Origin of the sequence: Anaeromyxobacter sp. SG66 (assembly GCF_022690805.1) — a bacterium.
Taxonomy (GTDB): Bacteria; Myxococcota; Myxococcia; order Myxococcales; family Anaeromyxobacteraceae; genus Anaeromyxobacter; species Anaeromyxobacter soli.
This window is the reverse complement of record NZ_JALCZC010000007.1, coordinates 62507-87750: the sequence shown is the minus strand read 5'-3', so window position 1 is coordinate 87750 and position 25244 is coordinate 62507. Positions and strand designations below refer to the sequence as shown.

At 72.4% G+C, this 25244-nt stretch carries 19 protein-coding genes; 11 read left to right on the top strand and 8 right to left on the bottom strand.

Annotated elements, in window-relative coordinates; genetic code table 11:
* Positions 1-155: 155 nt before the first annotated feature.
* Together MNZ39_RS04290 and MNZ39_RS04285 are read right to left on the bottom strand one after the other, a co-directional pair.
* Positions 156-1811 carry a DUF6178 family protein gene (locus MNZ39_RS04290; RefSeq protein ID WP_242335015.1) on the bottom strand — a complete coding sequence of 552 codons (1656 nt, stop codon included), beginning with the start codon at positions 1809-1811 and terminating at the stop codon, positions 156-158.
* Complete coding sequence (locus tag MNZ39_RS04285; RefSeq protein ID WP_242335012.1) at positions 1808-2452, bottom strand: TetR/AcrR family transcriptional regulator; 645 nt, start codon at positions 2450-2452, stop codon at positions 1808-1810. The genes MNZ39_RS04290 and MNZ39_RS04285 overlap by 4 nt, the downstream gene beginning before the upstream one ends.
* Before the next feature lie 327 nt (positions 2453-2779).
* On the opposite strand from MNZ39_RS04285, the gene MNZ39_RS04280 reads away from it, so the two are divergent.
* The 4 genes from MNZ39_RS04280 to MNZ39_RS04265 all read left to right on the top strand — a co-directional run bounded on the left by MNZ39_RS04280 (position 2780) and on the right by MNZ39_RS04265 (position 9777).
* Positions 2780-6229: a pyruvate carboxylase gene (locus MNZ39_RS04280; RefSeq protein ID WP_242335008.1), complete on the top strand. Its 3450-nt coding sequence runs from the start codon at positions 2780-2782 to the stop codon at positions 6227-6229.
* A gap of 108 nt (positions 6230-6337) precedes the next feature.
* Positions 6338-6733, top strand: a complete 396-nt coding sequence (locus tag MNZ39_RS04275; RefSeq protein WP_242335005.1) for a bacteriohemerythrin — start codon at positions 6338-6340, stop codon at positions 6731-6733.
* Positions 6734-6869: 136 nt separating this feature from the next.
* On the top strand, positions 6870-8732 hold the full coding sequence (locus MNZ39_RS04270) for a 2-oxoacid:acceptor oxidoreductase subunit alpha (protein WP_242335002.1): 1863 nt from the start codon (positions 6870-6872) through the stop codon (positions 8730-8732).
* A 1-nt stretch (position 8733) separates the two neighbouring features.
* Positions 8734-9777, top strand: a complete 1044-nt coding sequence (locus tag MNZ39_RS04265) for a 2-oxoacid:ferredoxin oxidoreductase subunit beta (RefSeq protein WP_242334999.1) — start codon at positions 8734-8736, stop codon at positions 9775-9777.
* Between the two features lie 170 nt (positions 9778-9947).
* On the opposite strand, the gene MNZ39_RS04260 is transcribed toward MNZ39_RS04265, so the two are convergent.
* Together MNZ39_RS04260 and MNZ39_RS04255 are read right to left on the bottom strand one after the other, a co-directional pair.
* A complete protein-coding gene (locus tag MNZ39_RS04260) occupies positions 9948-10229 on the bottom strand; it encodes a rhodanese-like domain-containing protein (protein WP_242334996.1) in 282 nt (93 codons plus the stop codon).
* A 94-nt stretch (positions 10230-10323) separates the two neighbouring features.
* Positions 10324-11610, bottom strand: a complete 1287-nt coding sequence (locus MNZ39_RS04255) for a hypothetical protein (protein ID WP_242334993.1) — start codon at positions 11608-11610, stop codon at positions 10324-10326.
* A 119-nt stretch (positions 11611-11729) separates the two neighbouring features.
* Here MNZ39_RS04255 and MNZ39_RS04250 point away from each other — a divergent pair, with 119 nt between their 5' ends.
* The 4 genes from MNZ39_RS04250 (at position 11730) to MNZ39_RS04235 (ending at position 17031) form a co-directional block, all read left to right on the top strand.
* On the top strand, positions 11730-12701 hold the full coding sequence (locus MNZ39_RS04250) for a quinone oxidoreductase (protein WP_242334990.1): 972 nt from the start codon (positions 11730-11732) through the stop codon (positions 12699-12701).
* 78 nt (positions 12702-12779) lie between these two features.
* On the top strand, positions 12780-14420 hold the full coding sequence (locus MNZ39_RS04245) for an AMP-binding protein (RefSeq protein ID WP_242334987.1): 1641 nt from the start codon (positions 12780-12782) through the stop codon (positions 14418-14420).
* Between the two features lie 535 nt (positions 14421-14955).
* On the top strand, positions 14956-15519 hold the full coding sequence (locus tag MNZ39_RS04240) for a DUF5666 domain-containing protein (RefSeq protein ID WP_242334985.1): 564 nt from the start codon (positions 14956-14958) through the stop codon (positions 15517-15519).
* A 228-nt stretch (positions 15520-15747) separates the two neighbouring features.
* The gene (locus MNZ39_RS04235; RefSeq protein WP_242334983.1) at positions 15748-17031 is read left to right on the top strand and encodes an outer membrane protein assembly factor; all 1284 of its coding nucleotides are present in this window, start codon (positions 15748-15750) and stop codon (positions 17029-17031) included.
* 278 nt (positions 17032-17309) lie between these two features.
* Here the strand turns inward: MNZ39_RS04235 and MNZ39_RS04230 are convergent, their stop codons facing one another.
* The 3 genes from MNZ39_RS04230 to MNZ39_RS04220 all read right to left on the bottom strand — a co-directional run bounded on the left by MNZ39_RS04230 (position 17310) and on the right by MNZ39_RS04220 (position 22225).
* Positions 17310-20402 (bottom strand): efflux RND transporter permease subunit, encoded by a 3093-nt coding sequence (locus MNZ39_RS04230; RefSeq protein WP_242334981.1) that lies wholly within the window; start codon positions 20400-20402, stop codon positions 17310-17312.
* A gap of 25 nt (positions 20403-20427) precedes the next feature.
* Positions 20428-21519: an efflux RND transporter periplasmic adaptor subunit gene (locus MNZ39_RS04225; RefSeq protein WP_242334978.1), complete on the bottom strand. Its 1092-nt coding sequence runs from the start codon at positions 21517-21519 to the stop codon at positions 20428-20430.
* A gap of 91 nt (positions 21520-21610) precedes the next feature.
* A complete protein-coding gene (locus tag MNZ39_RS04220; RefSeq protein WP_242334975.1) occupies positions 21611-22225 on the bottom strand; it encodes a TetR/AcrR family transcriptional regulator in 615 nt (204 codons plus the stop codon).
* 82 nt (positions 22226-22307) lie between these two features.
* On the opposite strand from MNZ39_RS04220, the gene MNZ39_RS04215 reads away from it, so the two are divergent.
* On the top strand, positions 22308-23297 hold the full coding sequence (locus tag MNZ39_RS04215) for an aldo/keto reductase (protein WP_242334971.1): 990 nt from the start codon (positions 22308-22310) through the stop codon (positions 23295-23297).
* 176 nt (positions 23298-23473) lie between these two features.
* Here the strand turns inward: MNZ39_RS04215 and MNZ39_RS04210 are convergent, their stop codons facing one another.
* The gene (locus tag MNZ39_RS04210) at positions 23474-23866 is read right to left on the bottom strand and encodes a VOC family protein (protein ID WP_242334968.1); all 393 of its coding nucleotides are present in this window, start codon (positions 23864-23866) and stop codon (positions 23474-23476) included.
* Positions 23867-23969: 103 nt separating this feature from the next.
* Between MNZ39_RS04210 and MNZ39_RS04205 the strand changes: the two genes are divergently transcribed.
* Positions 23970-24608 (top strand): YafY family protein, encoded by a 639-nt coding sequence (locus MNZ39_RS04205; protein WP_242334965.1) that lies wholly within the window; start codon positions 23970-23972, stop codon positions 24606-24608.
* Between the two features lie 221 nt (positions 24609-24829).
* Positions 24830-25225 (top strand): hypothetical protein, encoded by a 396-nt coding sequence (locus tag MNZ39_RS04200; protein ID WP_242334960.1) that lies wholly within the window; start codon positions 24830-24832, stop codon positions 25223-25225.
* The last annotated feature ends 19 nt before the right edge of the window (positions 25226-25244 follow it).

Below are 25244 nucleotides of genomic sequence, written 5' to 3'. Positions count from 1 at the left end.
CCGTGCTCGGGCGGAGGGGGGCGACGCGCTCGCCTCCCTCCGCCTCACGAGCCGGCCGCGAGGCCGGCCGAGCTCCGCGCGGAACGCGGCCATACTCGGGGTGCGAGTGCACTGCATTCGCACCCAGGGTAACGACAAACTCGGCGCGGCGAGCCTCACAGCTCTTCCAGGAGGCGCTGCGCTCTCCGAAGCTGCTCCTCCGTCGCGATGAACTCTCGCTCGCGGGGGCTCCACCCGGACAGGCGGTCCGACCCGACGCCAGTCTCCCTCGAGATGGATGGGCACTCGTCGAGGAGCGCCTCGAGAGTTCGGAGCGTGGGCGCGTCGAAGACGAAACTGAGCGCATCCAGCCTCCTCAGGGCGACCCATGGTTTTCCCGCCGCAACCGCGGAGCTCACTGCCTTTGCGGCGCTCGCCAACTGGGCCGCGACGTCGCGGTCGACGGTCTCTCGAATCCTCTGAGCGAGTGCCCGCTCGAGCGCACGCGCGGCGGTGAGGGATACTTCGGCATACAGCAGGTGCCACCCCGCCCGGAACAACTTGTCGGCGCCCTCGCGCGCCAGCATGTCGGTGGCACGCTGCGACAGCGGAGTCTCGGACACGTTGCCCGGCGCCGCCTTGAGCAGGTGCTCGAGTCCGAGGTTGCAGGTGGCCACCACCGCCTCGACCGCCTCGAATGGCCGCAATCTTCGGCCCGCGAAGCTGCAGCCAGCGACGAGGACGTTGCCGAGGTAGCTGAGCTCATCCATCCGGAGCGAATGGAGCTTCGGATGACTCGCGTAGAGTTCCACCACCGCCCGTTTGAAGAGCGCGTCCGCCTCCGATGAGCGCGAGGACGCGCTGCCGGCGAGGAGGTTCTGGCGCGCCTCTCGCGGAACCTCCGCCTCGTCCAGCTGTTCGATGAGCCTGGCCAACCTGGTCGCCTTGTCGGCGGTCTCGAGCGCGCGGGGCGCGGCCTTCTTTCCTCGCGGAGGGCCCGAGGGCGTGGGCTCGAGCGCGCGGAAATAGGCCCGGGTGATCGGGTCCGCCTCGCGCGAATCGATGATGTCGTGAAGGTCCGTCACGCGGGCGAGGCCCAGAAAGCTCGCCGCAGCCGATGGAGCGATGAAGCCTTCCCGCGCTCGCTGCTCCTCGCGCTCGGCGGCGACATCCGACTCGAGCATCTCCTCGGAGGTGAGGACGTCGTAGAGCCCGCCGTTCTCCTCGATGTATTCCGACGAGAGGTAGCAGCAGCGCTCCAGGATCCGTTGCAGGAGACCGTGATGGTCCCTGTCGAGCGCGACCAGGACGGACAGGATGGCGTCCCACCCGTCGTGTCGCTTCGAGATGACCTGGTACTGGCCGAACTCGTGGTAGAGGCAGCTGTCGAGCGCCTTGTCGGTCAGGTCGCTGTCCTCGCCACGACCCTCCATCTCGACGGCCAGCTCATCAACGTCGACGACCAGAACGTGTCGATGCAGCGACAGCGTCACGAGATCCTCGGGAAGCTCTGCGAGCTTCTGCGCGGTGAAGTCCTCGCCCGCCTCGAGCATCACCTCCAGCCAGAGGGCGAACCGATCAGCATCGAAGGTCTCGTCCTTCCCTGGCTCCTCGCTCCGCCACAGGTCCTCGTCGAAGATCCTCCTGAGCTGCTCCGTCGTGGCCAGCGAGACGATCTCGCCCGAATCTTCGAGCCCGACATGTTGGATGAGCCTTCCGAGGACGCGGGGCTCCAGGGCCTGCACGGTCGCCACGAGCGCGGGATCCTCCAGGATCCGCGCCAAGAGCTGGCGTGGCCGTGGTTGCGCGAATCGCGCGAGCATCCTCGTCATCGGCGCACCCTCGACGACAACGAAGCACCCTCGAAGAAGCTCTTCAGCCCGGCCAGGTGGTAATGCGAGAGGCCCGCGACGGCCTCGCGGATCTTGGCCTCGTCCTTGAACCTCGTGAGGATGCTCGCCATGGCGCTCACGAAATTCCGGTAGACCAGGTCGAGAGAGAACGTCGTCGTCTCCTTTGGATCGAACGTCGGCCTCGTGGATCTGGCATGGGCGATCGTCATCTTCACGAGGTCGTGGACCATCTTTTCGGCGAACGGCTCGTGGTTGGTTCCTTGGGCCTTGCCGAGCAGGACCACGACGCGAAGCCGGTTCTCGATACAGAACCGGAGGAGTTCTTCGGAGATCAGGTGATACGGGGCGTCCACCTCCAGCGCGCGAACGTCATCAACTCCATCGAGGGCATTGACGCGCTGCCGGATGAGCTCGGTGAAAGTCCTGGCGAACTCGTCGGAGACGACGGCGCGGAATAGCTCTTTCTTGTCTTGGAAATACCGGTAGATGTTGCCGGTCGAGATTCCAGCGGCTTCGGCGATCTCGGTCATGGTCGCGGCGCTGTAGCCCTTCTGCGCAAATACCGTCAGCGCGGCGCTGGAGATGCTCTCCTGAATGTCCTCCTTGAGGTACTGCGCCATGCATGCATCCCAGGTCTATAATGAACGTTCGGTTCATTTATGTGCCCCCGGATCGGACCTGTCAACCACGCCGATCCCCCACCACCCGACTCCAAAATCACGTAAGTCGGCGCCGCGGACCCCTCGACACGTCGCGTCGAACTGTGCTCCATTGCCGCACGTAGGACGCGCTGGACCGAGCCGAGGCTCGCCAAGCCCGACTTGATCCTCCTCGCAACCGCGCCTGCTCCGGCAGGCCGGGCGGCCAGCAGCGAACGACACCCGAGACCCCGACGCCCGCGCCGCCGCGACGGGTGGGCGTCCACCGTTCGCTTCGAGGAGCCGCACATGCCCGTCCCGTTCAAGAGAGTGATGGCCGCCAACCGCGGCGAGATCGCCATCCGCATCTTCCGCGCCTGCACCGAGCTCGGGATCCAGACGATCGCGATCTACTCGGAGGAGGACCGCCTCTCGCTGCACCGCTACAAGGCGGACGAGGCGTACCTCGTCGGCAAGGGCAAGAAGCCCATCGACGCGTACCTCGGCATCGAGGAGATCGTCGCGCTCGCGAAGCGGCTCGAGGTGGACGCCATCCACCCCGGCTACGGCTTCCTCTCCGAGAACGCGGAGTTCGCCGAGGCGTGCGAGCGGGCCGGCATCGTCTTCGTGGGGCCGACGCCCGAGATGCAGCGCCGGCTGGGCGACAAGGTGGCGGGCCGCAAGGCGGCGCAGGCGGCGGGCGTACCGGTCGTGCCCGGCACCGCCGAGCCGATCGCGCACGACGAGGAGGCGCTCGTCTTCGCGCGCGAGCACGGCTACCCCATCATCATCAAGGCGAGCGCGGGCGGCGGCGGGCGCGGCATGCGCGTCGCCCGCAACCAGCGCGAGCTCGTCGAGGGGCTCGTGTCGGCGCGCAGCGAGGCGGGCGCGGCGTTCGGCAACCCGGCCGTCTTCCTCGAGCGGTACATCGAGCGGCCGAAGCACATCGAGGTGCAGATCCTCGGCGACCACCACGGGAACCTCGTCCACCTGTTCGAGCGTGACTGCTCGATCCAGCGCCGGCACCAGAAGGTCGTCGAGTTCGCGCCCTCGCTCGCGCTCTCCGAGGCGCAGCGCGCGGCGATCTGCGAGGACGCGCTCAAGATCGCGCGCAGCGTGGCGTACCGGAACGCCGGCACGGTGGAGTTCCTCGTGGACCGCGAGGGGCGGCACTACTTCATCGAGGTGAACCCGCGCATCCAGGTGGAGCACACGGTCACGGAGAGCATCACCGGCCGCAACCTCGTGCAGGCGCAGCTCCTCGTGGCCCAGGGGAAGAAGCTCTCCGATCCGGAGATCGGCATCGCGCGGCAGGAGGACGTGCAGCGCCGAGGCTTCGCCATCCAGTGCCGCATCACCACCGAGGACCCGCAGAACGGCTTCGCGCCCGACTACGGGGTGCTGAAGGCGTACCGCTCGCCGGGCGGGTTCGGCGTGCGGCTCGACGCGGGCAGCGCCTTCACCGGCGCGGTTATCACGCCGCACTACGACTCGCTGCTCGTGAAGATCACCACCTGGGGGCTGACGCTCGGCGCGGCGGCGCGGGTGATGGACCGCTCGCTCCAGGAGTTCCGCGTCCGCGGGGTGAAGACCAACATCGCCTTCCTCGAGAACGTCGCGCGCCACCCCGTGTTCCTGGCGGGCGACTGCGACACATCGTTCATCGAGGGGCACCCGGAGCTCATGCAGGCCAAGGTCAAGAAGGACCGCGGCACGAAGCTCCTGCGCTACCTCGGCGAGGTGATCGTGAACGGCTCGCCCGGCGTGGCGAAGCCGCTCCGCTCGGCGGAGCTCCGCGAGCCGCGCCTGCCGAAGGTGGAGATGTCGGGCCGCCCGCCGAAGGGATCGCGCGACCTCCTCCTCGAGCGCGGGCCGGAGGGGCTCGCGCGCTGGGCGCTCGAGGAGCGGCGGCTGCTCTTCACCGACACCACCATGCGCGACGCGCACCAGTCGCTGCTCGCGACGCGCGTGCGCACCGACGACCTGGTCCGCATCGCCCCCGCCACCGCCCGCCTCGCCGCAGGGCTCTTCTCGCTCGAGCTGTGGGGAGGCGCGACGTTCGACGTGTCGATGCGCTTCCTCAAGGAGGACCCCTGGGAGCGGCTCCACAAGCTCCGCGCCGCGATCCCGAACGTCCTCTTCCAGATGCTGCTCCGCGGCTCGAACGCGGTCGGGTACACGAACTACCCTGACAACGTGGTCGAGCGGTTCGTGGAGGAGGCCGCGAGGAGCGGGGTGGACGTCTTCCGCGTCTTCGACTCGCTCAACTGGACGAAGGGCATGACGGTCGCCTGCGAGGCGGTGCGGCGGCAGAAGAACGCCGTGCTGGAGGCGGCGCTCTGCTACACGGGCGACATCAGCGATCCGCGGCGCGACAAGTACCCGCTCGACTACTACGTGAAGCTCGCGAAGGAGCTCGAGCGCATGGGCGCACACTTCCTCGCGGTGAAGGACATGGCGGGGCTCCTGAAGCCCTTCGCCGCGGCGAAGCTGGTGAAGGCGCTCAAGGAGGCGGTGGGCATCCCCGTCCACCTGCACACCCACGACACCTCCGGCGTGGCGTCCGCGACGCTGCTCGAGGCGGCGCGGGCGGGCGTGGACGTGGTGGACGCGGCGCTCGCGCCCCTCTCCGGCCTCACCGCCCAGCCCAACCTGAACTCGCTCGCGGCCGTCCTGCGCGGCGAGGAGCGGGACCCGGCGCTCGACGAGGGCGGCCTGCAGGAGCTCGCCGCTTACTGGGAGACGGTGCGCGAGTGGTACGCGCCCTTCGAGTCCGGGCTGCGGAGCGGGACCGCCGAGGTCTATCGCCACGAGATCCCCGGCGGCCAGTACTCCAACTACAAGCCGCAGGTGGCCGGGCTCGGCCTCCTCGACCGGTGGGAGGAGTGCAAGGACATGTACCGGAAGGTGAACCTGCTCTTCGGGGACATCGTCAAGGTGACGCCGTCGTCCAAGGTCGTGGGCGACATGGCCATGTTCCTCGTGAAGAACGGCCTCGAGCCCGAGGACCTCTTCACGGAGAAGGGCAGGGATCTCGCCTTCCCGGAGTCGGTGGTCGGCCTCGCGAGGGGCATGCTCGGCCAGCCTCACGGCGGCTTCCCGGAGGAGCTCCGCCGGGTGATCCTGAAGGACCAGGAGCCCATCACGCGCCGCCCGGGCGAGCTGCTCGAGCCCGCCGACCTGGAGCGCGAGCGGGCGCGCGCGGCGGAGCGCGCCGGCGTACCGGTGGACGACAAGGCGCTCGTGTCGTGGCTGCTCTACCCGAACGTGTGGCCGGACCTCGTGCGTCACCGCGAGGAGTTCTCGGACACCTCGGTCGTCCCGACGGCGGTGTTCCTCTACGGGCTCGAGCCGGGGCAGGAGACCTCGATCGAGATCGAGCCCGGCAAGACGCTCATCGTGCGCCTCGTGACCGTCGGCAAGCTCGAGAAGGACGGCACGCGCGATCTCTTCTTCGAGCTGAACGGCGAGGCGCGCACCATCACCGTGCGCGACCAGTCCGCGGCGCAGGGGGCCCAGGCCCGGCCGAAGGCCGAGCGCGGGAACCCCGCCCACGTCGGCGCCCCCATGCCCGGCAAGGTCGTGAAGGTGAACGTGAAGGCCGGCGAGCAGGTGAAGGCCGGCGCGGTGCTGCTCGTCACCGAGGCGATGAAGATGGAGACGAACGTGAAGGCGAAGGCGGACTGCACCGTCGCCGAGGTCCGCTTCAAGGAGGGCGACAAGGTGGAGAAGGAGGACCTCCTCCTCGTGCTCGCGTGACCGGCCGGGCCGGCCGGGAAGGCGGCCGCGCTGCGCGCCGCGGCGCATGCCCGAAAGGCGCGCGGCCGCGACGTTGACGGATCGTCGCGATGGGCGCACTCGTCGGGCATGCCGCTCGAGTGGAGCCCGTCGCTCGCGGTCGGGGTCGCGGAGATCGACGCCGACCACGTCGAGCTGTTCCACCGGGCCGAGCGGCTCGTGCGCGCGCTGCGCACGGGCGATCGGGCGGGGGTCGAGGCGCTGTTCACGTACCTCGCCGGCTACGCGGAGCGGCACTTCCTCGCGGAGGAGCGGCTCATGGTCGCCGCCGGCTACCCGCGCCTCGAGGAGCACCGCGCCGCGCACGCCCGCTTCCGGGGTGAGCTCGAGGGCCACCTCCGAGCCCACGCGCGCGACGGCGGCAGCGCCGCCGCCGGCCTCGCGCTCCACAACTGGCTCTCCGACTGGCTGCGCGAGCACCTCGCCGGGCTCGATCGGGACCTGGCGCTGCATCTCGGGCGCTAGGCCTCCCCGGCGAGGCCCGATCGCGACGCCCCTCGGAGGGAGCGCGCACCCGGCGGACTCCGGGCGGCATTGCCCGCTCGACCCGCCCGCCGACCCCGCCCAGCAGAAGCTCCTGCGGCCAGATGTCGCTCCCTCTATGAAGCAGATGGAGGAGCGCACGATGGCGTCCCCGGACAGCTCCGTCGCGCCACTGCCGGCCGCCCGGCCGGACGGTGGCGCGCGGGTGAACGACTTCTCGATCCAGGTCGCGACCGCGAACGGCTCGGGCTCGCAGAGCTCGAACACCGTGCTCCTGCGGGCGATCTTCCAGATGGGCGTGCCGGTCTCCGGCAAGAACCTGTTCCCGTCGAACATCGCGGGCCTGCCGACCTGGTACACGATCCGCGCCTCGCGGGACGGCTGGATCGCGCGGAAGAAGGAGGTGGACCTCCTCGTCGCGATGAACCCCGAGACGGCGCGCGACGACGTGCTCGGGCTCTCCGCCGGCGCGGCGGTGGTCTACGACGCGCCGCTCGCGCTCGCGGAGCTCCGGCCCGACCTCGTGTACTACCCGGTGGCGTTCGACGCGCTCGTCGAGCCGCTCACGAAGGAGCCGAAGCTCCGGCGGCTCCTCCGCAACATGGCGTACGTGGGCGTCCTCGCGCGGCTGCTCGACCTCGACCTCGGCGAGGTGGAGCACGCCATCGAGAAGCAGTTTCCGGGCAAGCCCAGGGCCCGCGACCTGAACGTCGCGGCGGCGCGGGCCGGCTTCGACCACGCGGCGACGCTCGAGAAGCGCGATCCGCTGGTCGTGCGCCGGATGGACCGGACGGCGGGGAAGATCCTGGTGGACGGCAACGCCGCGGCGGCGATGGGCGCCCTCTTCGCGGGCGTCACGGTCGTCGCCTGGTACCCCATCACGCCCTCGTCCTCGCTCGTCGAGACGCTCATCGGCCACCTCCGCAGGTACCGCATCGGCCCGGACGGCAAGGCGACCTTCGCGGTGGTGCAGGCCGAGGACGAGCTCGCGGCGGTGGGGATGGCCATCGGGGCGGGCTGGGCCGGCGCGCGGGCGATGACCGCCACGGCCGGACCGGGCGTCTCCCTCATGAGCGAGTTCGCCGGGCTCGCGTACTACGCGGAGATCCCCGCGGTGATCTTCGACGTCCAGCGGGTCGGCCCGTCGACGGGGCTCCCCACGCGCACCGCCCAGGGCGACGTGCTCTCGACGGCGTTCCTCTCCCACGGCGACACGCGCCACGTGCTGCTCTTCCCGGGGTCGGTCGAGGAGTGCTTCACGATGGGGGTGGACGCGTTCGATCTCGCCGAGCGCCTCCAGACGCCGGTGTTCGTGATGACCGACCTCGATCTCGGCATGAACGTGTGGATGTCCGACCCCTTCCCGTACCCGGCGCGCCCGCTCGATCGCGGGAAGGTGCTCGGGAAGGACGACCTCGACCGGCTGGGCGGATTCGCGCGGTACGCCGACGTGGACGGCGACGGGATCGGCTGGCGCACGCTGCCGGGCACGCCGCACCCGAAGGCCGCCTACTTCACGCGCGGCACGGGCCACGACGAGCAGGCCGCCTACAGCGAGGACCCGCGCACGTTCGAGCGGAACCTCGCCCGGCTCGAGAAGAAGCTCGACGGCGCGCGCGACCTCCTGCCCGCGCCGGTGCGGGAGGGCTCCGGCGAGGCGAAGCTCGGCCTCCTCGCCTACGGCTCCTCCGATCCGGCGCTCCGCGAGGCGCGCGATCAGCTCCGCCGCGAGGCGGGGCTCGACTCCGACTACCTGCGCGTGCGCGCCTACCCGTTCTCGCGCGAGGTGCGCGAGTTCGTGGAGGCGCACGAGCGGGTGTACGTGGTGGAGCAGAACCGCGACGGGCAGCTCGCGGCGCTGCTGAAGCTCGATCTGCCGGCCGCGCTCGTCCCGCGGCTCCGCCCCGTCCCGCACCTCGACGGGCTGCCGCTCGACGCCCGCACGGTGTCCGACGCGATCCGCGCCGAGGAGGCGCGCTGACATGGCCACCCCCGCGACCCCCGCCGCCCCGCGCACCAACCGGCTCGGCCTCAGCGTCGTCGAGTACAAGGGCGCGAAGAGCACGCTCTGCGCCGGCTGCGGCCACAACGCGATCTCCGAGCGCATCCTGGAGGCGATGTACGAGATGGGGGTGCCCCCCGAGCGCGTCGCCAAGCTCTCCGGGATCGGCTGCTCGTCGAAGAGCCCCGCCTACTTCATGAGCCGCTCGCACGCGTTCAACGCGCTGCACGGGCGCATGCCGTCCGTCGCGACCGGCGCGGTCCTCGCGAACCGCGAGCTCCTCGCGCTCGGCGTCTCCGGCGACGGGGACACCGCCTCCATCGGGATCGGCCAGTTCGTGCACCTCATGCGCCGGAACCTCCCGATCCTCTACGTCGTCGAGAACAACGGCGTGTACGGGCTCACGAAGGGGCAGTTCTCGGCGACGGCCGATCTCGGGGCGAAGCTCAAGACCGGCGTGCAGAACGACCTGCCCGCCATCGACCTCTGCACGCTCGCGATCCAGCTCGGCGCCACGTTCGTCGGCCGCTCCTTCTCGGGCGACAAGCGCCAGCTCTCGGCCATGCTGCGGGCGGCGCTCGCGCACCGGGGGACGGCGATGCTCGACGTGGTCTCGCCCTGCGTCACGTTCAACGACCACGAGGGCTCGACCAAGTCCTACGCGTACATGAAGGAGCACGACGTCCCGCTGCACGAGCTCCAGTTCGTGCCGGCGTTCGAGGACCTCGCGGTCGAGTACGACCCGGGGACCACCGTGGACGTGACGATGCACGACGGCTCGCACCTGCGGCTGCGCAAGCTGGAGGAGGGGTACGATCCGCGCGACCGCGGCCGGGCGATGTCGCGCCTCGTCGAGGCGCAGGCGGGCGGCGACGTGCTCACCGGCGTGCTCTTCGTGGACGCGAAGGCGCCGAGCCTCGTCGATCTCCTGAACCTCGTGGACGCGCCGCTCGCGACGCTGCCCGCGGAGGCGGTGCGGCCGCCGCGGGAGGTGCTCGACGCCCTCATGGACGCGCTCCGCTGAGCCACCGGCGGCCGCGGCGCGGACGTCGAGGGTCAGCCGCGCTTCGCCGCCGGCCCGCCGCGCTCCACCGGCAATCCACGGCCGAGCCAGTCCGGCAGGCCGCCCTGGTAGACGTGGAGGTTCTTGTAGCCCATCTCGGCCGCCGCACGGGCGGCCTCCTGGCTCAGCGTTCAGCCGCCGCCGCGGCAGTAGAAGACGATGGGCGCCGCGCGGTCCTTCGGGAGGGAGCCCTGGTACGCCTTCGTCCACGCCGCCGGGATGCTTATGGCGCCCGGCAGGTGGGCCTCGGCGTACTCCTCGGGGCTGCGGCTGTCCACGAGGACGGCCTTCCGCGCGCCGGAGACGAGCGCCCGGACCTCGTCGGCGCCGACGGTCCTGACCTGGGCGCCGGCCGCGCCCGGCAGGACGAGCGCGGCGAGGACGGCTGCCACGGCGATGAGGCTCGAGCGCACGGCGTTCCTCCGGCTGCGGGGGCGGCGAGAGGCCGCCGCCCGATGAGAGCCGCGGGAGGGATGGAGGGTTCGGCCGGGGCCGGCCGTCGGGCCCTCAGCCGCGGGCGAGCAGCGCGGGCCACCAGCGGAACGTGCACGCGTCCTTGCCGGACTGCTGCACCACCGTCCCGTCCCAGCCCTGGTCGAGGGCGCCGGTCGTGCAGCCCTGGGCGCCCTCACGGATCGTGATGCGACCGCAGAGCCGGCCCGAGGGCGCGACGAGCTCGATCCGCTGCACGCAGTCGGGCGCGGCCACGCCGGCGGGCTCCAGGGCGGCGTAGCCCGCGTTGCCGCGCGTGAGGCGGTACCCCCAGCGCGCGCGCTCCGCGAGCCAGGCCGGCAGGGGCTCCGAGCGCGCGGCGAGCGGCGCGTAGCGGCGCAGCCAGCTCCCGTCCGAGCGGACCGCGAGCCCGCCGTCGAGGAGCGGCGCGACGTCCACGTCGTGGCTGAGCCCCTCGCCGACGACGGCGGCGGAGGCCTCGGGCTCGCCGGCGTCGGCCACCGCCGCGCCCGAGGGCTCGACCCAGTGCGCGCGGAGGTAGGCGGAGTCCTGGAAGAGCATGAGCGCGGCGCCGGTGATGGAGACGCCGGCGGCCATGAAGTACGGCTCCGCCGCGTCGGGGTCGGACGACACCGGCACCGCCTCGGGCCAGCGGGGCGCCCCGCTCGCGTCGAAGCGGAACGCGTCGAGCGCGTTCCAGTGGTTGCCGGCCACCGTGACCGAGCGGAACAGCACCACGCTCCCGCCCTGGGGATCCTGCGCCAGCCTCGAGCGGAAGCCGGTGCGCAGCGCCGGGTCCGGCGAGATCGGGGAGGCGCGGCGCACCCGCCCGTCGGGCGCGATCGAGACGTGCTCGACCGTGCCGGCCGCTCCGGCGAGCCCCTGCCAGCCGTCCGGCGCGGCGACGAGCGCCTCGGCCGCGAAGGTGCCCAGCGGGCTACCGTCGCGGGAGCGCGCCTGCCAGGTGAGCGCACCCGCCGCGTCGCGCACGCCGAGCGCGACCGCGCCGGTCCCGTCGGCGCTGCCGGCGACGCAGGTACCGCCCGCGGGGGCGGTCAGCCGGACGGTCACCGGCTCGGGCGCAGCGGTGGGGACGAGCGCGTCGCACTCGGCGGCGGCGTCGAGCCGCTCGAGGTCCAGGGAGGCCGCTCCGGGCGCGCCCGACGCGGCGATGGGGCTGGAGGACGGCGGCGGTGGCACATCGGGACCCGCCGCGCCGGCGGTGGCGCCCGAGGAGGGCGGACCGCCCGCGCCGCCGCACGCCAGGAGCGCCCCGAGGGCCGACGCGGCGAGGAGGAGGACGGACGGCCGAGGTGCGAGGAGGTGGTTGGCGGGGCGCATGGCGGGGACAGTGTCGGCACGCCGATGGGGCTCCGCCTGCCTGCTCCCCTGATTTTCTCGGCCTCGCCCGCGCCGGGCGGGCCCTGGCGTGCCGCGCCGCCCAAGGTTAGGAGCCGGGCATGCCCAGGGCCATCCGCTTCCACGAGACCGGCGGGCCGGAGGTGCTCCGGCTCGAGGACGTCCAGGTCGGCGCGCCCGGCGCGGGCGAGGCGCGCGTCCGCCACACCGCGATCGGCGTGAACTTCGTCGACATCTACCACCGCTCCGGGCTCTACCCGCTGCCGCTCCCGTCCGGCGTCGGGGTCGAGGGCGCCGGCGTGGTGGAGGCGGTCGGCGCCGGCGTCACGCACGTGCACGCCGGCGATCGCGTGGCCTACACCGGGCCGCCGGGCTCGTACTCGGAGGTGCGGCTCGTCCCGGCGGACCGGCTCGTGAAGCTGCCCGACGACATCGCCGATCGCACGGCCGCGGCGGTCCTGACGAAGGGGCTCACGGTGCACGCGCTGGTGCGGCGCACGCACGCGGTCCGTGCGGGAGAGACGGTGCTCCTGCAGGCCGCCGCCGGCGGCGTCGGGCTCATCGCGGTGCAGTGGCTGAAGGCGCTCGGCGCGACCGTCATCGGGACCGTCGGCTCGGACGAGAAGGCGGAGATCGCGCGCGCCCACGGCTGCGACCACGTGATCGTCTACACGCGCGAGGACTTCCCGAGGCGCGTGCGCGAGATCACCGGCGGCGCGGGCGTCCCGGTCGTCTACGACTCCGTCGGCAAGGCCACCTTCGACGGATCGCTCGACTGCCTCTCGCCCCTCGGGCTGATGGTCCTCTTCGGGAACGCCTCCGGGTCGGTCCCGCCGTTCGACCCCGCCGTGCTCGGGCGGAAGGGCTCGCTCTTCCTCACGCGGCCGTCGGTCTTCACGTACATCGCCCGGCGGGAGGACCTCGAGCGCGGGGCCGCCGCGCTCTTCGAGATGCTGCGGACCGGGAAGGTGAGGGTGCAGATCGGCCGGACCCTGCCGCTCGCGGAGGCCGCCGACGCGCAGCGGGCGCTCGCGGCGCGCGAGACCACCGGGTCGGTGGTGCTCTTGCCCTGACGCGCAGGGTCTAGCGGCCGCTCGCCCGCCGAAATACGATGCCGACCTTTGCGCGAACCGCGCGCGGGAGGCATCTCTTTGTACGCACCTTCCTACCTGAGCGGCCCGTCCTCGGCGCCGCTCCTCGGCGAGACCATCGGGGAGAACCTGCGCCGCACCGTGACCCGGTTCCCGGAGCGCGAGGCGCTCGTCTCGGTCCAGCAGGGGTACCGCGCGACGTACCGCGAGCTCTGGGAGCAGACCTCCGAGATCGCGCGGGCGCTGCTCGTCCGCGGCGTGCGCAAGGGCGACCGCGTCGGGCTCTGGTCGCCGAACCGGTTCGAGTGGGTGGTGCTCCAGTACGCCTGCGCCCGCGTGGGCGCGATCCTCGTGAACGTGAACCCCGCCTACCGCGTGCACGAGCTCGAGTACGCGCTCCGGCACGCGGGCGTCTCGACGCTCCTGCTCGCGCGCGCGTTCCGCCAGGCCGACTACGTCACGATGGTGCGGGAGGTCCGGCTCCGCTGCCCGGAGCTGCGGCAGACGATCGTCATCGACGAGGAGTGGACCGACCTCCGGCAGGACGCGCGCCGCCTCTCCGAGGAGGAGCTCTCGCGCGTCGAGCGCGACCTGCAGTTCGACGAGCCGATCAACATCCAGTACACGAGCGGCACGACCGGCTTCCCGAAGGGCGCGACGCTCTCGCACCACAACATCCTCAACAACGGCTACTTCGTCGCGCAGTACCTCCGCTACACCGAGGAGGACCGCGTCTGCATCCCGGTGCCCTTCTACCACTGCTTCGGCATGGTGATGGGGAACCTCGCCTGCACCACGCACGGCGCGGCGATGGTGATCCCGGCGGAGAGCTTCGAGCCACAGTCGGTGATGCGGACCGTGCAGGAGGAGCGCTGCACCTCGCTCTACGGCGTCCCGACGATGTTCATCGCCGAGCTCGACCACCCGGAGTTCTCCGCGTTCGACTTCTCGTCGCTCCGCACCGGCATCATGGCGGGCTCGCCCTGCCCGATCGAGGTGATGAAGCGGGTCCAGCGGGACATGCACATGCCGGAGGTCACGATCTGCTACGGCATGACCGAGACCTCGCCGGTGTCCACGCAGTCGCGCCCGGACGATCCGCTCGAGAAGCGGGTCACCACCGTCGGCCAGGTCCACCCGCACGTCGAGATCAAGGTCGTCGATCCGACCACCGGGCGCGTCGTGCCGCGGGGCACGCCGGGCGAGCTGTGCACGCGCGGCTACTCGGTGATGATCGGCTACTGGAACGACGCGCCCGCGTCGCGCGACGCGATCGACACCGGGCGCTGGATGCACACGGGCGATCTCGCCACGGTGGACGCCGACGGCTACGTGAAGATCGTCGGCCGCATCAAGGACATGGTCCTGCGCGGCGGGGAGAACGTCTTCCCGCGCGAGGTGGAGGAGTTCCTCTACACGCTCCCCGGCGTCTCCGACGTGCAGGTGATCGGGGTGCCGGACGCGAAGTACGGCGAGGAGCTCATGGCGTGGGTGAAGCTGCGCCCCGGCGTGACGCTCACGGGCGACGATCTCCGGCGGCTCTGCCGCGGCAAGATCGCGACCTACAAGATCCCCCGCTACTACAAGTTCGTGGACGCGTTCCCGATGACGGTCACCGGCAAGGTCCAGAAGTTCCGCATGCGCGAGCAGGCGATCCAGGAGCTCGGGCTCGAGAAGGCCGCCCGGATCGAAACCGCCTGAACGACAGTTCGTGCTTCGCGATCACCTTCGGTGACGCGAATCGCGCTGTCGTTCAGGGATGTTCGAACGGGGGCTGCGCCCCCGCCCCGCCGCCGGCTGGCCGCCGTCGTCGGGGACCCCCCCCCGGCTCGCCGGGTCCCGTGCGCCGCCGCGAGCGGCTTCGCCGCTTCCGCGGCGTCGCCCCGGCGGGCTCGCTTCGCTCGCCTGTTCGCGAAGCATGATTGGCCGGTTAGTGCCTTCCGACCCTCGAGCCCCGCGGCGGAGGGAGCCCGCGGGGCGCTTGAATAGGCGCGCCGCGCCTGCCGTCGCGATCGCGGCGAGCCGAGTCGAAGGTGCACGCTCGGAGAAGGGGCTCGCTCCCTCGCGCGCCGCGCGGGCGGATGGAACGCCGAGGGGTGGACGGGCGCCGCTGCGTCCGCCTCCGCCCCCTGGCGTGCATCGACCCGCTCGCAGACGCCAGGTTTCCCGGACGGCGGGAGAGTGCGCACCTTCTCGCTTGCGGGCGCGACGCCCGCCACAGGGAGGGGAGTTGACCATGAGAAAGATCGCAATCGTGGGCGCGCTGGCCGCGCTCGCCTGGGCGCAGGGCGTCCGGGCGGAGGATCCGGCGAAGGCGGAGGCCGAGGCGCAGGAGAAGGTCCAGAAGGCGGAGGCCAAGGCGCACGAGAAGACCGCAGAGGCCCAGGCGGACGCGCAGAAGAAGACCGCCGAGGCGCAGAAGGACGTCCGCAAGGAGAAGGCGGAGGCCCAGGAGAAGGTGCAGGACGCGCGCAGGGACGAGATGCGTCAGGGCACCGCGGCGGGCACGGGCACCGGCTCGATGGCGGCGCGCGACGAGCGGAAGCACCCGATGTTCGAGGGCAAGGACAACTACGAGGTGAAGGGCAAGATCGAGGCCGTCACTGCGAGCTCGATCACCGTCCGTCGCGACGAGCTGCCGGCGGCCAAGCTGAGCGTCGATCACAACACGAAGATCGAGCTCGACGGCCAGCACGTCGCCGCGTCCCAGCTCAGGCAGGGGCAGGACGTGAAGGCGTCGTTCAACCTCAAGGACGACAAGCCGCTGGCCGTGGAGATCAAGGCCGAGAAGATGAAGTAGCGCCGCAGAAGGCGTTTGCTCGAAGGGCTCCCCGGACGTCTCCGGGGAGCCCCTTGCATTTGCGAGGCGCCTGGCGCGAGCGCCGGCTCCGCGGCCTCCTCCTCGACCCGCTCCTCGCAGGTGTCCGCGGGGGCCGTGCGCCGGAGGACGCCTTCTCTGCGCCATGAGGGAGGCCCCGCTCCTCGCCCTGCGCAGCGCCTGGCCCGGCGGTAGCTTCGTTCTCGACCCATGAGCGTCGCCCTGGTCCTCCTCGCATCCGCAGCGCTGTGCGCCGGCGCGCCCGAGCTGCCCCCGCCGGATCCCTCGGCCGCGGCGGCGCCCGCTGAGGGCGCGCAGGCGGGGGACGCACCGCGCAGCGCACCGGCGGCGCCGGCGTCGCAGGCCACGGACCCCGCGTCGCAGGAGTCACCCCCTCGAGCAGCTCCGCCGCCGCCTCCTCCGGCGCCGCCGACCGAGCCCGGAGAGCGGTCCGCCGAGACCTCCGCCCATCAGTCCGGGCACGTCGCAGCCGCCGAGGCGACGCACCGCGGGAGCCGCTGGTTCGCGCTGCCGGTCCTGTTCTGGCTCCCCGAGACCCGGCTCGGCTTCGGCGTGAGCGGCGGCCTCCACCTCCACCTCGACGGCGCTCCGCGGACGAGCAGCCTCTTCGCCGGCGCCGTCTACACGCTGCAGCGGCAGGGCTCGCTGGACGTCGCGGGGGACGTCTACCTCCCGGGCGGTGCGCTCCTGTCCGGGCGCGCGCGCGTCGTCCACTTCCCCGACGTGTTCTACGGGATAGGCCCGCACACCACGACCGCGCAGCGTGAGGACTTCACCCGCCGCGCGGCCGAGCTGGTGATCGCCGCCGAGTTCCCGATCGTCGCGCACCTGAGCGCCGGGCCGCGCCTGGACCTCCGTGCGGAGGAGATCCGCGACCGGCGGCCGGGAAGCGCGCTCGCGGAAGGCGACGTCACCGGGTGGAACGGCTACTCCGCGGCAGCGCTCGGCGCGAGCGCGCGGTGGGACTCGCGGGACAGCGCCTTCTGGCCCACCACGGGGACCCTGGCGCAGACCTGGTACGTCTACGCGCCGGAGGGGTTCGGCCGGAGCCACGGCTTCGGGCGCGGGGTCCTGGAGGTGAGCCGGTTCCTGGGGCTCGGCCGCGGGCGCGTGCTCGGGCTCGACGGCTACGCCGAGGGCGCCCACGGCGACCCACCGTTCACGCTCTTGCCGAAGCTCGGAAGCACCCACTTCCTGCGCGGCGTCCGGGAGGGCCGTTACCGCGACCGGCTCGACTGGGCGGCGCAGGCGGAGCTGCGGGTGCCGGTCTGGCGGCGGCTCAGCGCCACCACCTTCGCGGCGGCGGGCGCCGTCGCCCCGGGGCTCCGGGACCTCTCGCTGCGGACCGTGCAGGTCACCGGCGGCGCCGGCCTGCGCTTCCGGCTCACGGAGGAGGGCGCCAACATCCGGCTCGACCTGGCCGCGAGCCGGACGGGCGTCGAGGTGTACGTGCTCGTGCTGGAAGCGTTCTAAACGACAGTTCGTGCTTCGCGATCACCTTCGGTGACGCGAATCACGCTGTCGTTTAGCCATGTTCGAACGGGGGCTGCGCCCCCGCCCCGCCGAGCGAAGCTCGTCGGGGCCCCACCCCTGCTCGCCGGGTCCCGTGCGCCGCCGCGAGCGGCTTCGCCCCGGCGGGCTCGCTTCGCTCGCCTGTTCGCGAATCATGATCGACCTCTTAGGCGCGCCCGGGCCTCGAGCGGGCTCCCCGGGTCATCCCGGGGAGCCCGCTTTCGTGCGAGTGCCTCGTCCTACGCGGCCTTGTCCCCGGTCTCCTCCTCCTCGTGAGGCGCGGCCGGGAGGGCGCGGACGAGCCGCCCGCGCAGGCCGTCGAGGAGCGCGTACACCACCGGGACCACGACGAGCGTGAGGACCGTCGAGGCGGCGAGGCCGCCGATGATCGCCCAGGCCATGCCGGTGCGCATCTCGGCGCCGTCGCCGCGCGCGAACGCGACGGGGATCATGCCGGCGATCATCGCGATCGACGTCATGAGGATGGGGCGGAGCCGCAGCGGGCCCGCCTCGAGGAGCGCCTCGAGCGTGGTCCGGCCCTCGGCGCGGAGCTGGTTCGTGAACTCCACGATGAGGATGCCGTTCTTCGTCACGAGGCCGGCGAGCATGATCATGCCGATCATGGCGAGCATCGACATGAACTCGTGGGCGAGGAGCAGCGCCGCGATGGCGCCGATCACCGCGAGCGGCAGGGAGAGCATGATGGTGACCGGGTCGAGGAGGCTCTCGAACTGCGCCGCGAGGATCATGTAGATGAGGATGATCCCGAGCAGGAGCGCCATGAGGAACTCGCGCCCGGTGTTCGCGAGCTCCTTGCCCTGGCCCTCGAAGTCCGTCTGCACCTGCGGCGGGAACTCCTTCGCGATCCCGTTCAGGAACGAGATCGCCTCGCCGAGCGAGTAGCCCTTGAGGTTCGCGAGCATCGTCACCTGGCGCTTCAGGGCCTGGCGCTCGATCTGCGACGGGCCCTCGCCGCCCTGGAGCCGCGCCACGCTGCGCAGCTCGACGAGCTCGTTCTTGGGCGTGCGCAGGGTGAGCGCGCCGATCGCGTCCGGGTCAGCGCGGGTCTCGTCCGGGAGCCGGAGCTTCACGTCGTACTGGTTGCCCTTCTCGCGGTACGTCCCGAAGGCGTCCTGGCCGAGGAACGCGCGCAGCGTCTGGCCGACGGCCGCCGCCGGGAGCCCCACCGCGGCGGCCCGGTCGCGGTCCACCTGCACCGAGAGCAGGGGCCGCCCGGCGCGGTAGGTGGTGTCCACGTCGGTGAGGCCGGGGTTCTTCAGCATCGCGGCCTTGGTCTTCTCCACCGCCGCGAGGATCGCGTCCCAGTCGTCCGAGCGGATGTTGAACTGCACCGGCTGGGGGCGCGAGCCGCCGCCCGCCATCATCTGCTGGTCGGCCACGGAGAGCACCGTGCCCGGAGGCACCGCGAGCGACTGCCGGAGGTGCTGCTTGAACTCCTCCTGGCTGTAGCGGCGCTCGTTCACCCGGAGGAGGTTCACCGTGAGGTCGGCCTTGTTCACCGCCTCGTCCACGCCGCCGCCGACGAGGGAGAAGACGTTCACGACGCCGGGCACGCCGCGGATCTGGCCGGCGATGCGCTCCGCCTCGCGCTGCGTCTCCGCGAGCGGCGTCCCGACGGGGAGCTCCACGCTCACCGTGACGCCGCCCTGGTCCTGCGACGGGATGAACGTGAACTGGAGGAACTTGCCGAGGCCGACCGTCACGAAGAGCACGCCGACCGCCGCCGCGACGGTGACGGCGCGGTGCGCGAGCGCCCACTCGAGCGTGCGGCGGTAGCCGCGCTCGATGGCCGTGAAGAACCGCTCGAGCACGGCGCCCACCCGCGACGTGCCGTGCCCGTGCTTCGCCAGGATGCGCGCCGACATCATCGGCGTGAGCGTCATCGAGACGAAGTACGAGATGGCCACCGCGACCGCGACCGTCACGCCGAACTGGAAGAAGAAGCGGCCGACCATCCCCTTCATGAACGCCACGGGGATGAACACCGCGATGACCGAGAGGGTCACCGCGAGCACGGCGAGCGCGATCTGTCCGGTCCCGTTCAGCGCCGCCTCGCGCGGCCGCTCGCCCTTCTCGAGGTGGCGGACGATGTTCTCGATGACGACGATGGCGTCGTCGATGAGGAGGCCGATCGAGAGGGTCAGCGCGAGCATCGTCACCGTGTTGAAGGTGAAGCCGAGCGCGTGCATGACGGCGAAGGTGCCGATGACCGAGGTCGGCAGCGCCAGCGCGGAGACGATGGTGGCGCGCCAGTCGCGCAGGAACACGAGCACGACGAGCACGGCGAGGATCGCGCCGATGACGAGGTCGTGCTGCACCGCCGAGATGGAGCCGCGGATGAACTTGGAGTTGTCGGTGACGATCTCGAGCTTGGAGCCCGCCGGGAGGCGCTGGGTGAGCGCGGCGAGGTCCCCCTTCACGCGCTCGGCCACCTCGACGGTGTTCGCGCCCGACTGCTTGCGGATGACGAGCGCGACCGCCGAGCGGCCGTCGAGGGTCGCCGCCGAGCGCGCCTCCCCGGGGCCGTCCACCACGTTCGCGACGTCGCGCACGCGGATGGGCCGGTTGCCGGGGCTCGCCACGACGAGATCGCGGATCTCCTCGACCGAGCGGGCCTCGGTCTCGAGCTTGACCACGCGCTCCTGGCCGGGCTCGAGCGTGCGGCCGCCCGGGACGGAGATGCTCTGGGCGCGGATCGCCTGGGACACGTCGGTCGCGGCGAGGCCGTAGGACCGGAGCCGGACCGGGTCGACGACCACGTTGACCTCGCGCTCGCGCCCGCCGACCACGTCGATGGAGCCCACGCCCTGGAGCCGCTGGAGGCCGGGCTTCAGCTCGTCCTCGGCGATGCGGGTGAGCTCCTCGATGGGCACCGGGCCGGAGAGGGCGAGCTGGACGATCGGCATGGCGCCGAGGTCGAGCTTCTGCACGACCGGCGTCTCGATCTCCTTCGGCAGCTTGGAGAGGGTCGCCTGCACCTTGTCGCGCACGTCCTGGGCGGCGACGTCGACGGGCTTCGAGAGCTCGAAGCGCAGGACGACCATCGAGACGCTCTCGAAGTTCTGGGAGCGGAGGGTGTCGAGGCCGGAGATGGTGTTGAGCGCCTCCTCGAGCGGCTTGGAGACGTTCTCCTCGACGGTCTCGGGGTCGGCGCCCGGCAGGATCGTCGTGACGGTGACGATGGGGAAGTCGACCTCGGGCATCTGGTCGACGCCGATGCGCGGGTACGAGAACAGGCCGAACACCACCACCGCGAGCAGGAGCATGCTCGTGAAGATGGGGCGGCGGATGAACGTTCGGATGGGGCTCACGTGCGTGCCTCGGCTCTCTGTCGGATCACTGGAGGACGCGGACGGACGCGCCGTCCTTCAGGGCCGCGCCGCTCTCGGCGACGACGAGCGCGTCGGGACCGACGCCGGACAGGACGCGGACCGTGCCGGGCCCGAGCTTCTCGACCTTGACGGGCTGGCGCTTCAGCTTGTCGGCCTCGACCGTCCAGACGAACTGCGCGCCGGCCTCCTCCGCCACCGCGCCCGCGGGGAGGAAGAGCCCCTCGGCGGCGGCGCTCCCGCCGAGCGCGATCTCGACGATGGCCCCCGCCCGGAGCTCCTTCAGCGGGCCGCCGATGGGGTCGGCGCGCACGTCGACGGTGCGGGTGCCCGCCTCGACGACCGCGCCCACCGAGCGGATCCGCGCCTTGAACGGCTTGCCCGACGGGCTGACCGTGGCGGCGAGCTCGGCGCCGGGCGCGAGGAGGTCCGCGACCGCCTCCGGCACGCCCGCGCGCACCTCGAGCGAGCCGAGGTCCACCATCGCGAGCACCGGGGTCGGCGGCACCATCGCGACGAACTCGCCCGCGCTCTTCGTCCGCGCGGTGACGACGCCGTCGAACGGCGCCCGGAGCACGTGCTTCGAGAGCTGGTCCTGCGCGGCCGCGACGGCGGCGCTCGCCTGCTGGAGCGCGGCGGCCGTCTGCAGCTCCACGGTCTCCGCCCGCTCGACCGCCGCGGGCGAGGCCGCGTCGCCGCGGGCGAGCTCGCGCGCGCGGCGGAGATCGGACTCGGCGCCCTTGTGGGCCGCGGCGGCGGCCGCGCGCGCGGCCTCCGCCTGCTGCACCTGGATGCGCGCCGTCGAGGCGTCGAGCTCCGCGAGCACGTCGCCCTTCTTCACCCGGGACCCGACGTCCACGAGGAAGCGCTGGATGCGGCCGGAGGTCTCGGCGGAGAGCACGGCCTCGTGGCGCGCGCGCAGCTCGCCGGTCGCGCGCGTCACCTGGGCGGAGCCGGCGTGGGGCTTCACGGTCCGGACGCCGATGGCGTCGGGGTGCGCGTCGGTCGGCGCGGCGGCGGGGAGGGCGGCGCCGCCGCCGCGTCCGCAGGCGAGGGTGAGGGCGGCCAGCACGGCGAGGCGGGGGAGGGTGCGAGTCATCGTCCGAATCTCCATTCGGCAAATTGAAGCGGCGTTTAGCACGCTGCGCCCGGCCGGACAAGGCGCTGCGGTGGGAGCGGGTGCGGGGGGCCTAGCCGCCGGCCGGGCGGCCTGCCCCCCGCAACAGGAGCTCGACGGCGTGCGCGGCTTCCCGTGCCGGGTCCGGCGCCGCGGCCGCGCCCGCGACGATCCAGGGGAGGAAGAGCGCCTGGGTGATGCCGAAGAGGACGCGCGCCGCCTCCTCGGGCGGGAAGCGCAGGTGTTCCCTGGCCCCGGACGCGGCGAGGAACTCGGTCATGCGGCGGAGGAGCGGAAGCGGGCCGTCCTCGCCGTTCCGGCAGCGGTGGCGGGGGCCCAGGTCGAAGATGATGCGGAGCGCCTGGCGGCGCGCGAAGGCGAGCTCGAACTGGCGCTGGACGAGGAGCTCGAGCCGCTGCTCGAAGGTGAGCCCCGCGGGCAGGTGGGCGTCGAAGGTCGCGAGGAACGCGCCCCTGAACTCGTCCACGAGCGCCTCGTAGATCTCGTCCTTGCTCTTGAAATACGTGTAGAGCGACGCCGCCGTGAAGCCGACCTCGCGGGCGATCGCCTGCATGGTCGCCTCGTGGAACCCCGCCTGCGCGAACACCCGCGCCGCGGCGTCGATGATGTCGCGGCGAGTGTGCTCGATCTCTCGTGCCCGACGGGCTGATTTGATATTCGGTGCCACCGAATGCGTATTTGGCGCATGCGGGGCCCGGTGTCAAGGGGAACACGGGCATAAGAACGCCAGGACCAGGAGGAGGGAACGCATGGCGCTCGAGAGGCGGAGGCTGGGACGGCAAGGGCTGGAGGTGTCGGCGCTCGGGCTGGGCTGCATGGGGATGAGCCAGTCGTACGGCGCGGCGGACGAGGCGGAGTCCATCGCCACGATCCACCGCGCGCTCGAGCTCGGCGTCACCTTCTTCGACACCGCCGAGGTCTACGGGCCGTTCCGGAACGAGGAGCTGCTCGGGCGTGCGCTCGCGGGGAGGCGGGACGGCGCCGTGATCGCCACGAAGTTCGGGTTCCGGATCGAGGACGGGCAGAGCGTCGGCCTCGACAGCCGGCCGGAGCACGTCCGGGAGGTGGTGGAGGCCTCGCTGCGCAGGCTGCGCACCGACCGGATCGATCTCCTCTACCAGCACCGGGTCGATCCGGCGGTGCCGATCGAGGACGTCGTCGGGGCGATGGCGGAGCAGGTGCGGCAAGGCAAGGTGCGCTACCTCGGGCTCTCCGAGGCGGGCGCGCGGACCCTTCGCCGGGCCCACGCGGTCCACCCCATCTCGGCGCTGCAGAGCGAGTACTCGCTCTGGGAGCGCAACCTCGAGCCGGAGATCATCCCGCTCCTGCGCGAGCTGGGCATCGGCCTCGTCCCCTTCTCCCCGCTCGGCCGGGGGTTCCTCACCGGCGCGGTGCGGCGCGCGGAGGAGTACCCGGAGACCGACTTCAGGCGCCGCGACCCGCGCTTCCAGGGCGCGAACTTCGACGCGAACGTCCGCGCCGCCGACGCGGTGCGAGCGCTCGCGGCGCGCAAGGGCGCGACGCCCGGCCAGCTCGCGCTCGCGTGGCTCCTGCGCAGGGGCGACGACGTCGTGCCCATCCCGGGGACGAAGCGGCGCAGCTACCTCGAGGAGAACGTCGCCGCTGCGGCGCTCTCCCTGTCCCCCGCGGAGCTGGCCGAGCTCGACGCGGCGCTGCCGCCGGACAAGGTGTCGGGGCCGCGCTACGACGAGGAGCGCATGCGGACGGTGGACCGCTAGACGACGGGTCGCGTATTCACCGGCGCGCACGTGGCTTCGAGAGCTTCACTTCAGCCGGTCGCCGCCGGGTTCACCTTCTCGAGGCGCAAGACCCCGGCGCCGGACGGGCGCCGGGGCGTGCGTTCCGGGATCGGGCACCGAGCGGCGTCCCGCGCGAAGCCGCGGCCCGACGTGGGTCAGGCCCGCTCGGGAGCGCGGCGGGTCCGGTCGTGCAGGCCGACGCGGTTGCCCTCGGTGTCGAGCAGCAGCGCGAAGTGGCCGTGCTCGCCGATGTCCGTCTTCGGCACGAGCACCTTGCCGCCCGCCGCCTCGACGCGCCGCACGCACGCGTCGAGCACGCCGTCGGCGTTCAGGTACACCACCGCCCCGTCCGAGGCCGGCCTGAAGCGCGGGTCCTTCACGAGCGCGCCGCCGACGCCGTCGGAGCTCGGGAAGAACGCCATCGGCAGGCCACCGTCGTTCACGCGGGCCCCACCTCCGAGCGGGGTGGCGAGCACCGTCTCGTAGAACCTCCGGGCCCGCTCCAGATCCTCGACCGGCAGCTCGAACCAGTTGATCGCGCTCATCATCGCCTCGTCTCCCTTGGAAGGACGAACGGAGGAATCCGTCGTCGTGGCTATAAGATGCGCGCCGGGGGTGTCATCGTTATGTCAGGTTTCACGTCGAGGCCCCGTGACGCGACAAGCTCGCCTGTTCGCCATCGCCGAGTACCTGCGCGGCCGCCGCACCGGGGTGACCGCGCAGCGGATCGCCGAGCGCTTCGGCGTCACCGTCCGCACCGTCTACCGCGACCTCGACGCGCTGCGGGCGGGAGACCTGCCGCTGCACGCGGAGCAGGGCCGGGGCGGCGGGTACGCGCTCGACCGGCACTACTCGCTGCCGCCCGTCAACCTCAACGCGCGCGAGGCGGCCGTGCTCGTCGCGCTCGGCGCCTACGCGAGCGCCATGCGGCTGCTCCCCTTCGGCGAGACGCTCGAGGCCGCGCTCGACAAGGTTCGAGGTGCGCTGTCGGTGTCGGCGCAGCGCGAGCTGCTCTCGGTGGTGGCGGAGCTGAAGTTCGTGGGCGTCCCCGCGCTGCCGGCTCCGGCGCCCGTGCGCGCAGCGGTCGAGGAGGCGTGGTTCACGCGCCGGCCCTTGCGCGTCCGCTACCGGCGCGCGGACGGCGGCGTCGGCGAGCGGGTCGTGCGGGTGGTCGGGGTGGTGATGGAGAGGCACACCACGCTCGTCCACTGCGTCGACTCGAGCACCGGGGAGGAGCGCCACCTGCGCCTCGACCGCATCGACTCTGCGGCGCTCGAGCGGGGGCCGTAGGGGCAGCGCACCGGGGCGCTCGCGGAGTGAGCGCACGGGCGGCTCCCCGGCACCTGACCGCAGGGCATGCGCCTGCGCCACGCCCGGGGGCGCGGGCGCGTCCGCCGGGGGCGGGGAGCGCGCCGCGCGGCGGACTCCTCGCCGCCGCGCGCAATGAAACTTCGTCATCGCGAAAAGCGCGGGACGCACTCGCTCGCCAGACTCCCGGGCGAGGCACGATCATGAGACGGATTCGACTCCTCCTAGTCCTCGAGGGCACGAGCTTCGTGGCCGCGGCGCTCGTTCACTTCGGCGTGCTCGCCCGCGGCTACGAGCACCAGAAGGCGGGCACGGCCGAGAGCGTGATCGGCGGGGTGCTGCTCGCGGCGCTCGCGCTCACCTTCGCGAGCGCGCCGCGCACGCGCGCGATCGGGCTCGCGGCCCAGGCGTTCGCGCTCCTGGGGACGCTCGTGGGCCTGTTCACCATCGCCGTCGGCGTCGGCCCCCGCACCGCGCCCGACCTCGCCTACCACGCGGCGATCCTGTCGCTGCTTGCCGTCGGGCTCCTCGTCACGGCCCGACGCCCGGGCGCGTCACGGTCCGTGACGCCGGCCGTCGCCAGGGCGACGGGGCGATGACGGTGCACGGGAGCGCTCG

Coding starts and splice junctions, on each gene's coding strand:
- MNZ39_RS04290 (WP_242335015.1), bottom strand. CDS start 1,811: ATGACGAGGATGCTCGCGCGATTCGCGCAACCACGGCCACGCCAGCTC.
- MNZ39_RS04285 (WP_242335012.1), bottom strand. CDS start 2,452: ATGGCGCAGTACCTCAAGGAGGACATTCAGGAGAGCATCTCCAGCGCC.
- MNZ39_RS04280 (WP_242335008.1), top strand. CDS start 2,780: ATGCCCGTCCCGTTCAAGAGAGTGATGGCCGCCAACCGCGGCGAGATC.
- MNZ39_RS04275 (WP_242335005.1), top strand. CDS start 6,338: ATGCCGCTCGAGTGGAGCCCGTCGCTCGCGGTCGGGGTCGCGGAGATC.
- MNZ39_RS04270 (WP_242335002.1), top strand. CDS start 6,870: ATGAAGCAGATGGAGGAGCGCACGATGGCGTCCCCGGACAGCTCCGTC.
- MNZ39_RS04265 (WP_242334999.1), top strand. CDS start 8,734: ATGGCCACCCCCGCGACCCCCGCCGCCCCGCGCACCAACCGGCTCGGC.
- MNZ39_RS04255 (WP_242334993.1), bottom strand. CDS start 11,610: ATGCGCCCCGCCAACCACCTCCTCGCACCTCGGCCGTCCGTCCTCCTC.
- MNZ39_RS04250 (WP_242334990.1), top strand. CDS start 11,730: ATGCCCAGGGCCATCCGCTTCCACGAGACCGGCGGGCCGGAGGTGCTC.
- MNZ39_RS04240 (WP_242334985.1), top strand. CDS start 14,956: ATGAGAAAGATCGCAATCGTGGGCGCGCTGGCCGCGCTCGCCTGGGCG.
- MNZ39_RS04235 (WP_242334983.1), top strand. CDS start 15,748: ATGAGCGTCGCCCTGGTCCTCCTCGCATCCGCAGCGCTGTGCGCCGGC.
- MNZ39_RS04225 (WP_242334978.1), bottom strand. CDS start 21,519: ATGACTCGCACCCTCCCCCGCCTCGCCGTGCTGGCCGCCCTCACCCTC.
- MNZ39_RS04215 (WP_242334971.1), top strand. CDS start 22,308: ATGGCGCTCGAGAGGCGGAGGCTGGGACGGCAAGGGCTGGAGGTGTCG.
- MNZ39_RS04210 (WP_242334968.1), bottom strand. CDS start 23,866: ATGATGAGCGCGATCAACTGGTTCGAGCTGCCGGTCGAGGATCTGGAG.
- MNZ39_RS04200 (WP_242334960.1), top strand. CDS start 24,830: ATGAGACGGATTCGACTCCTCCTAGTCCTCGAGGGCACGAGCTTCGTG.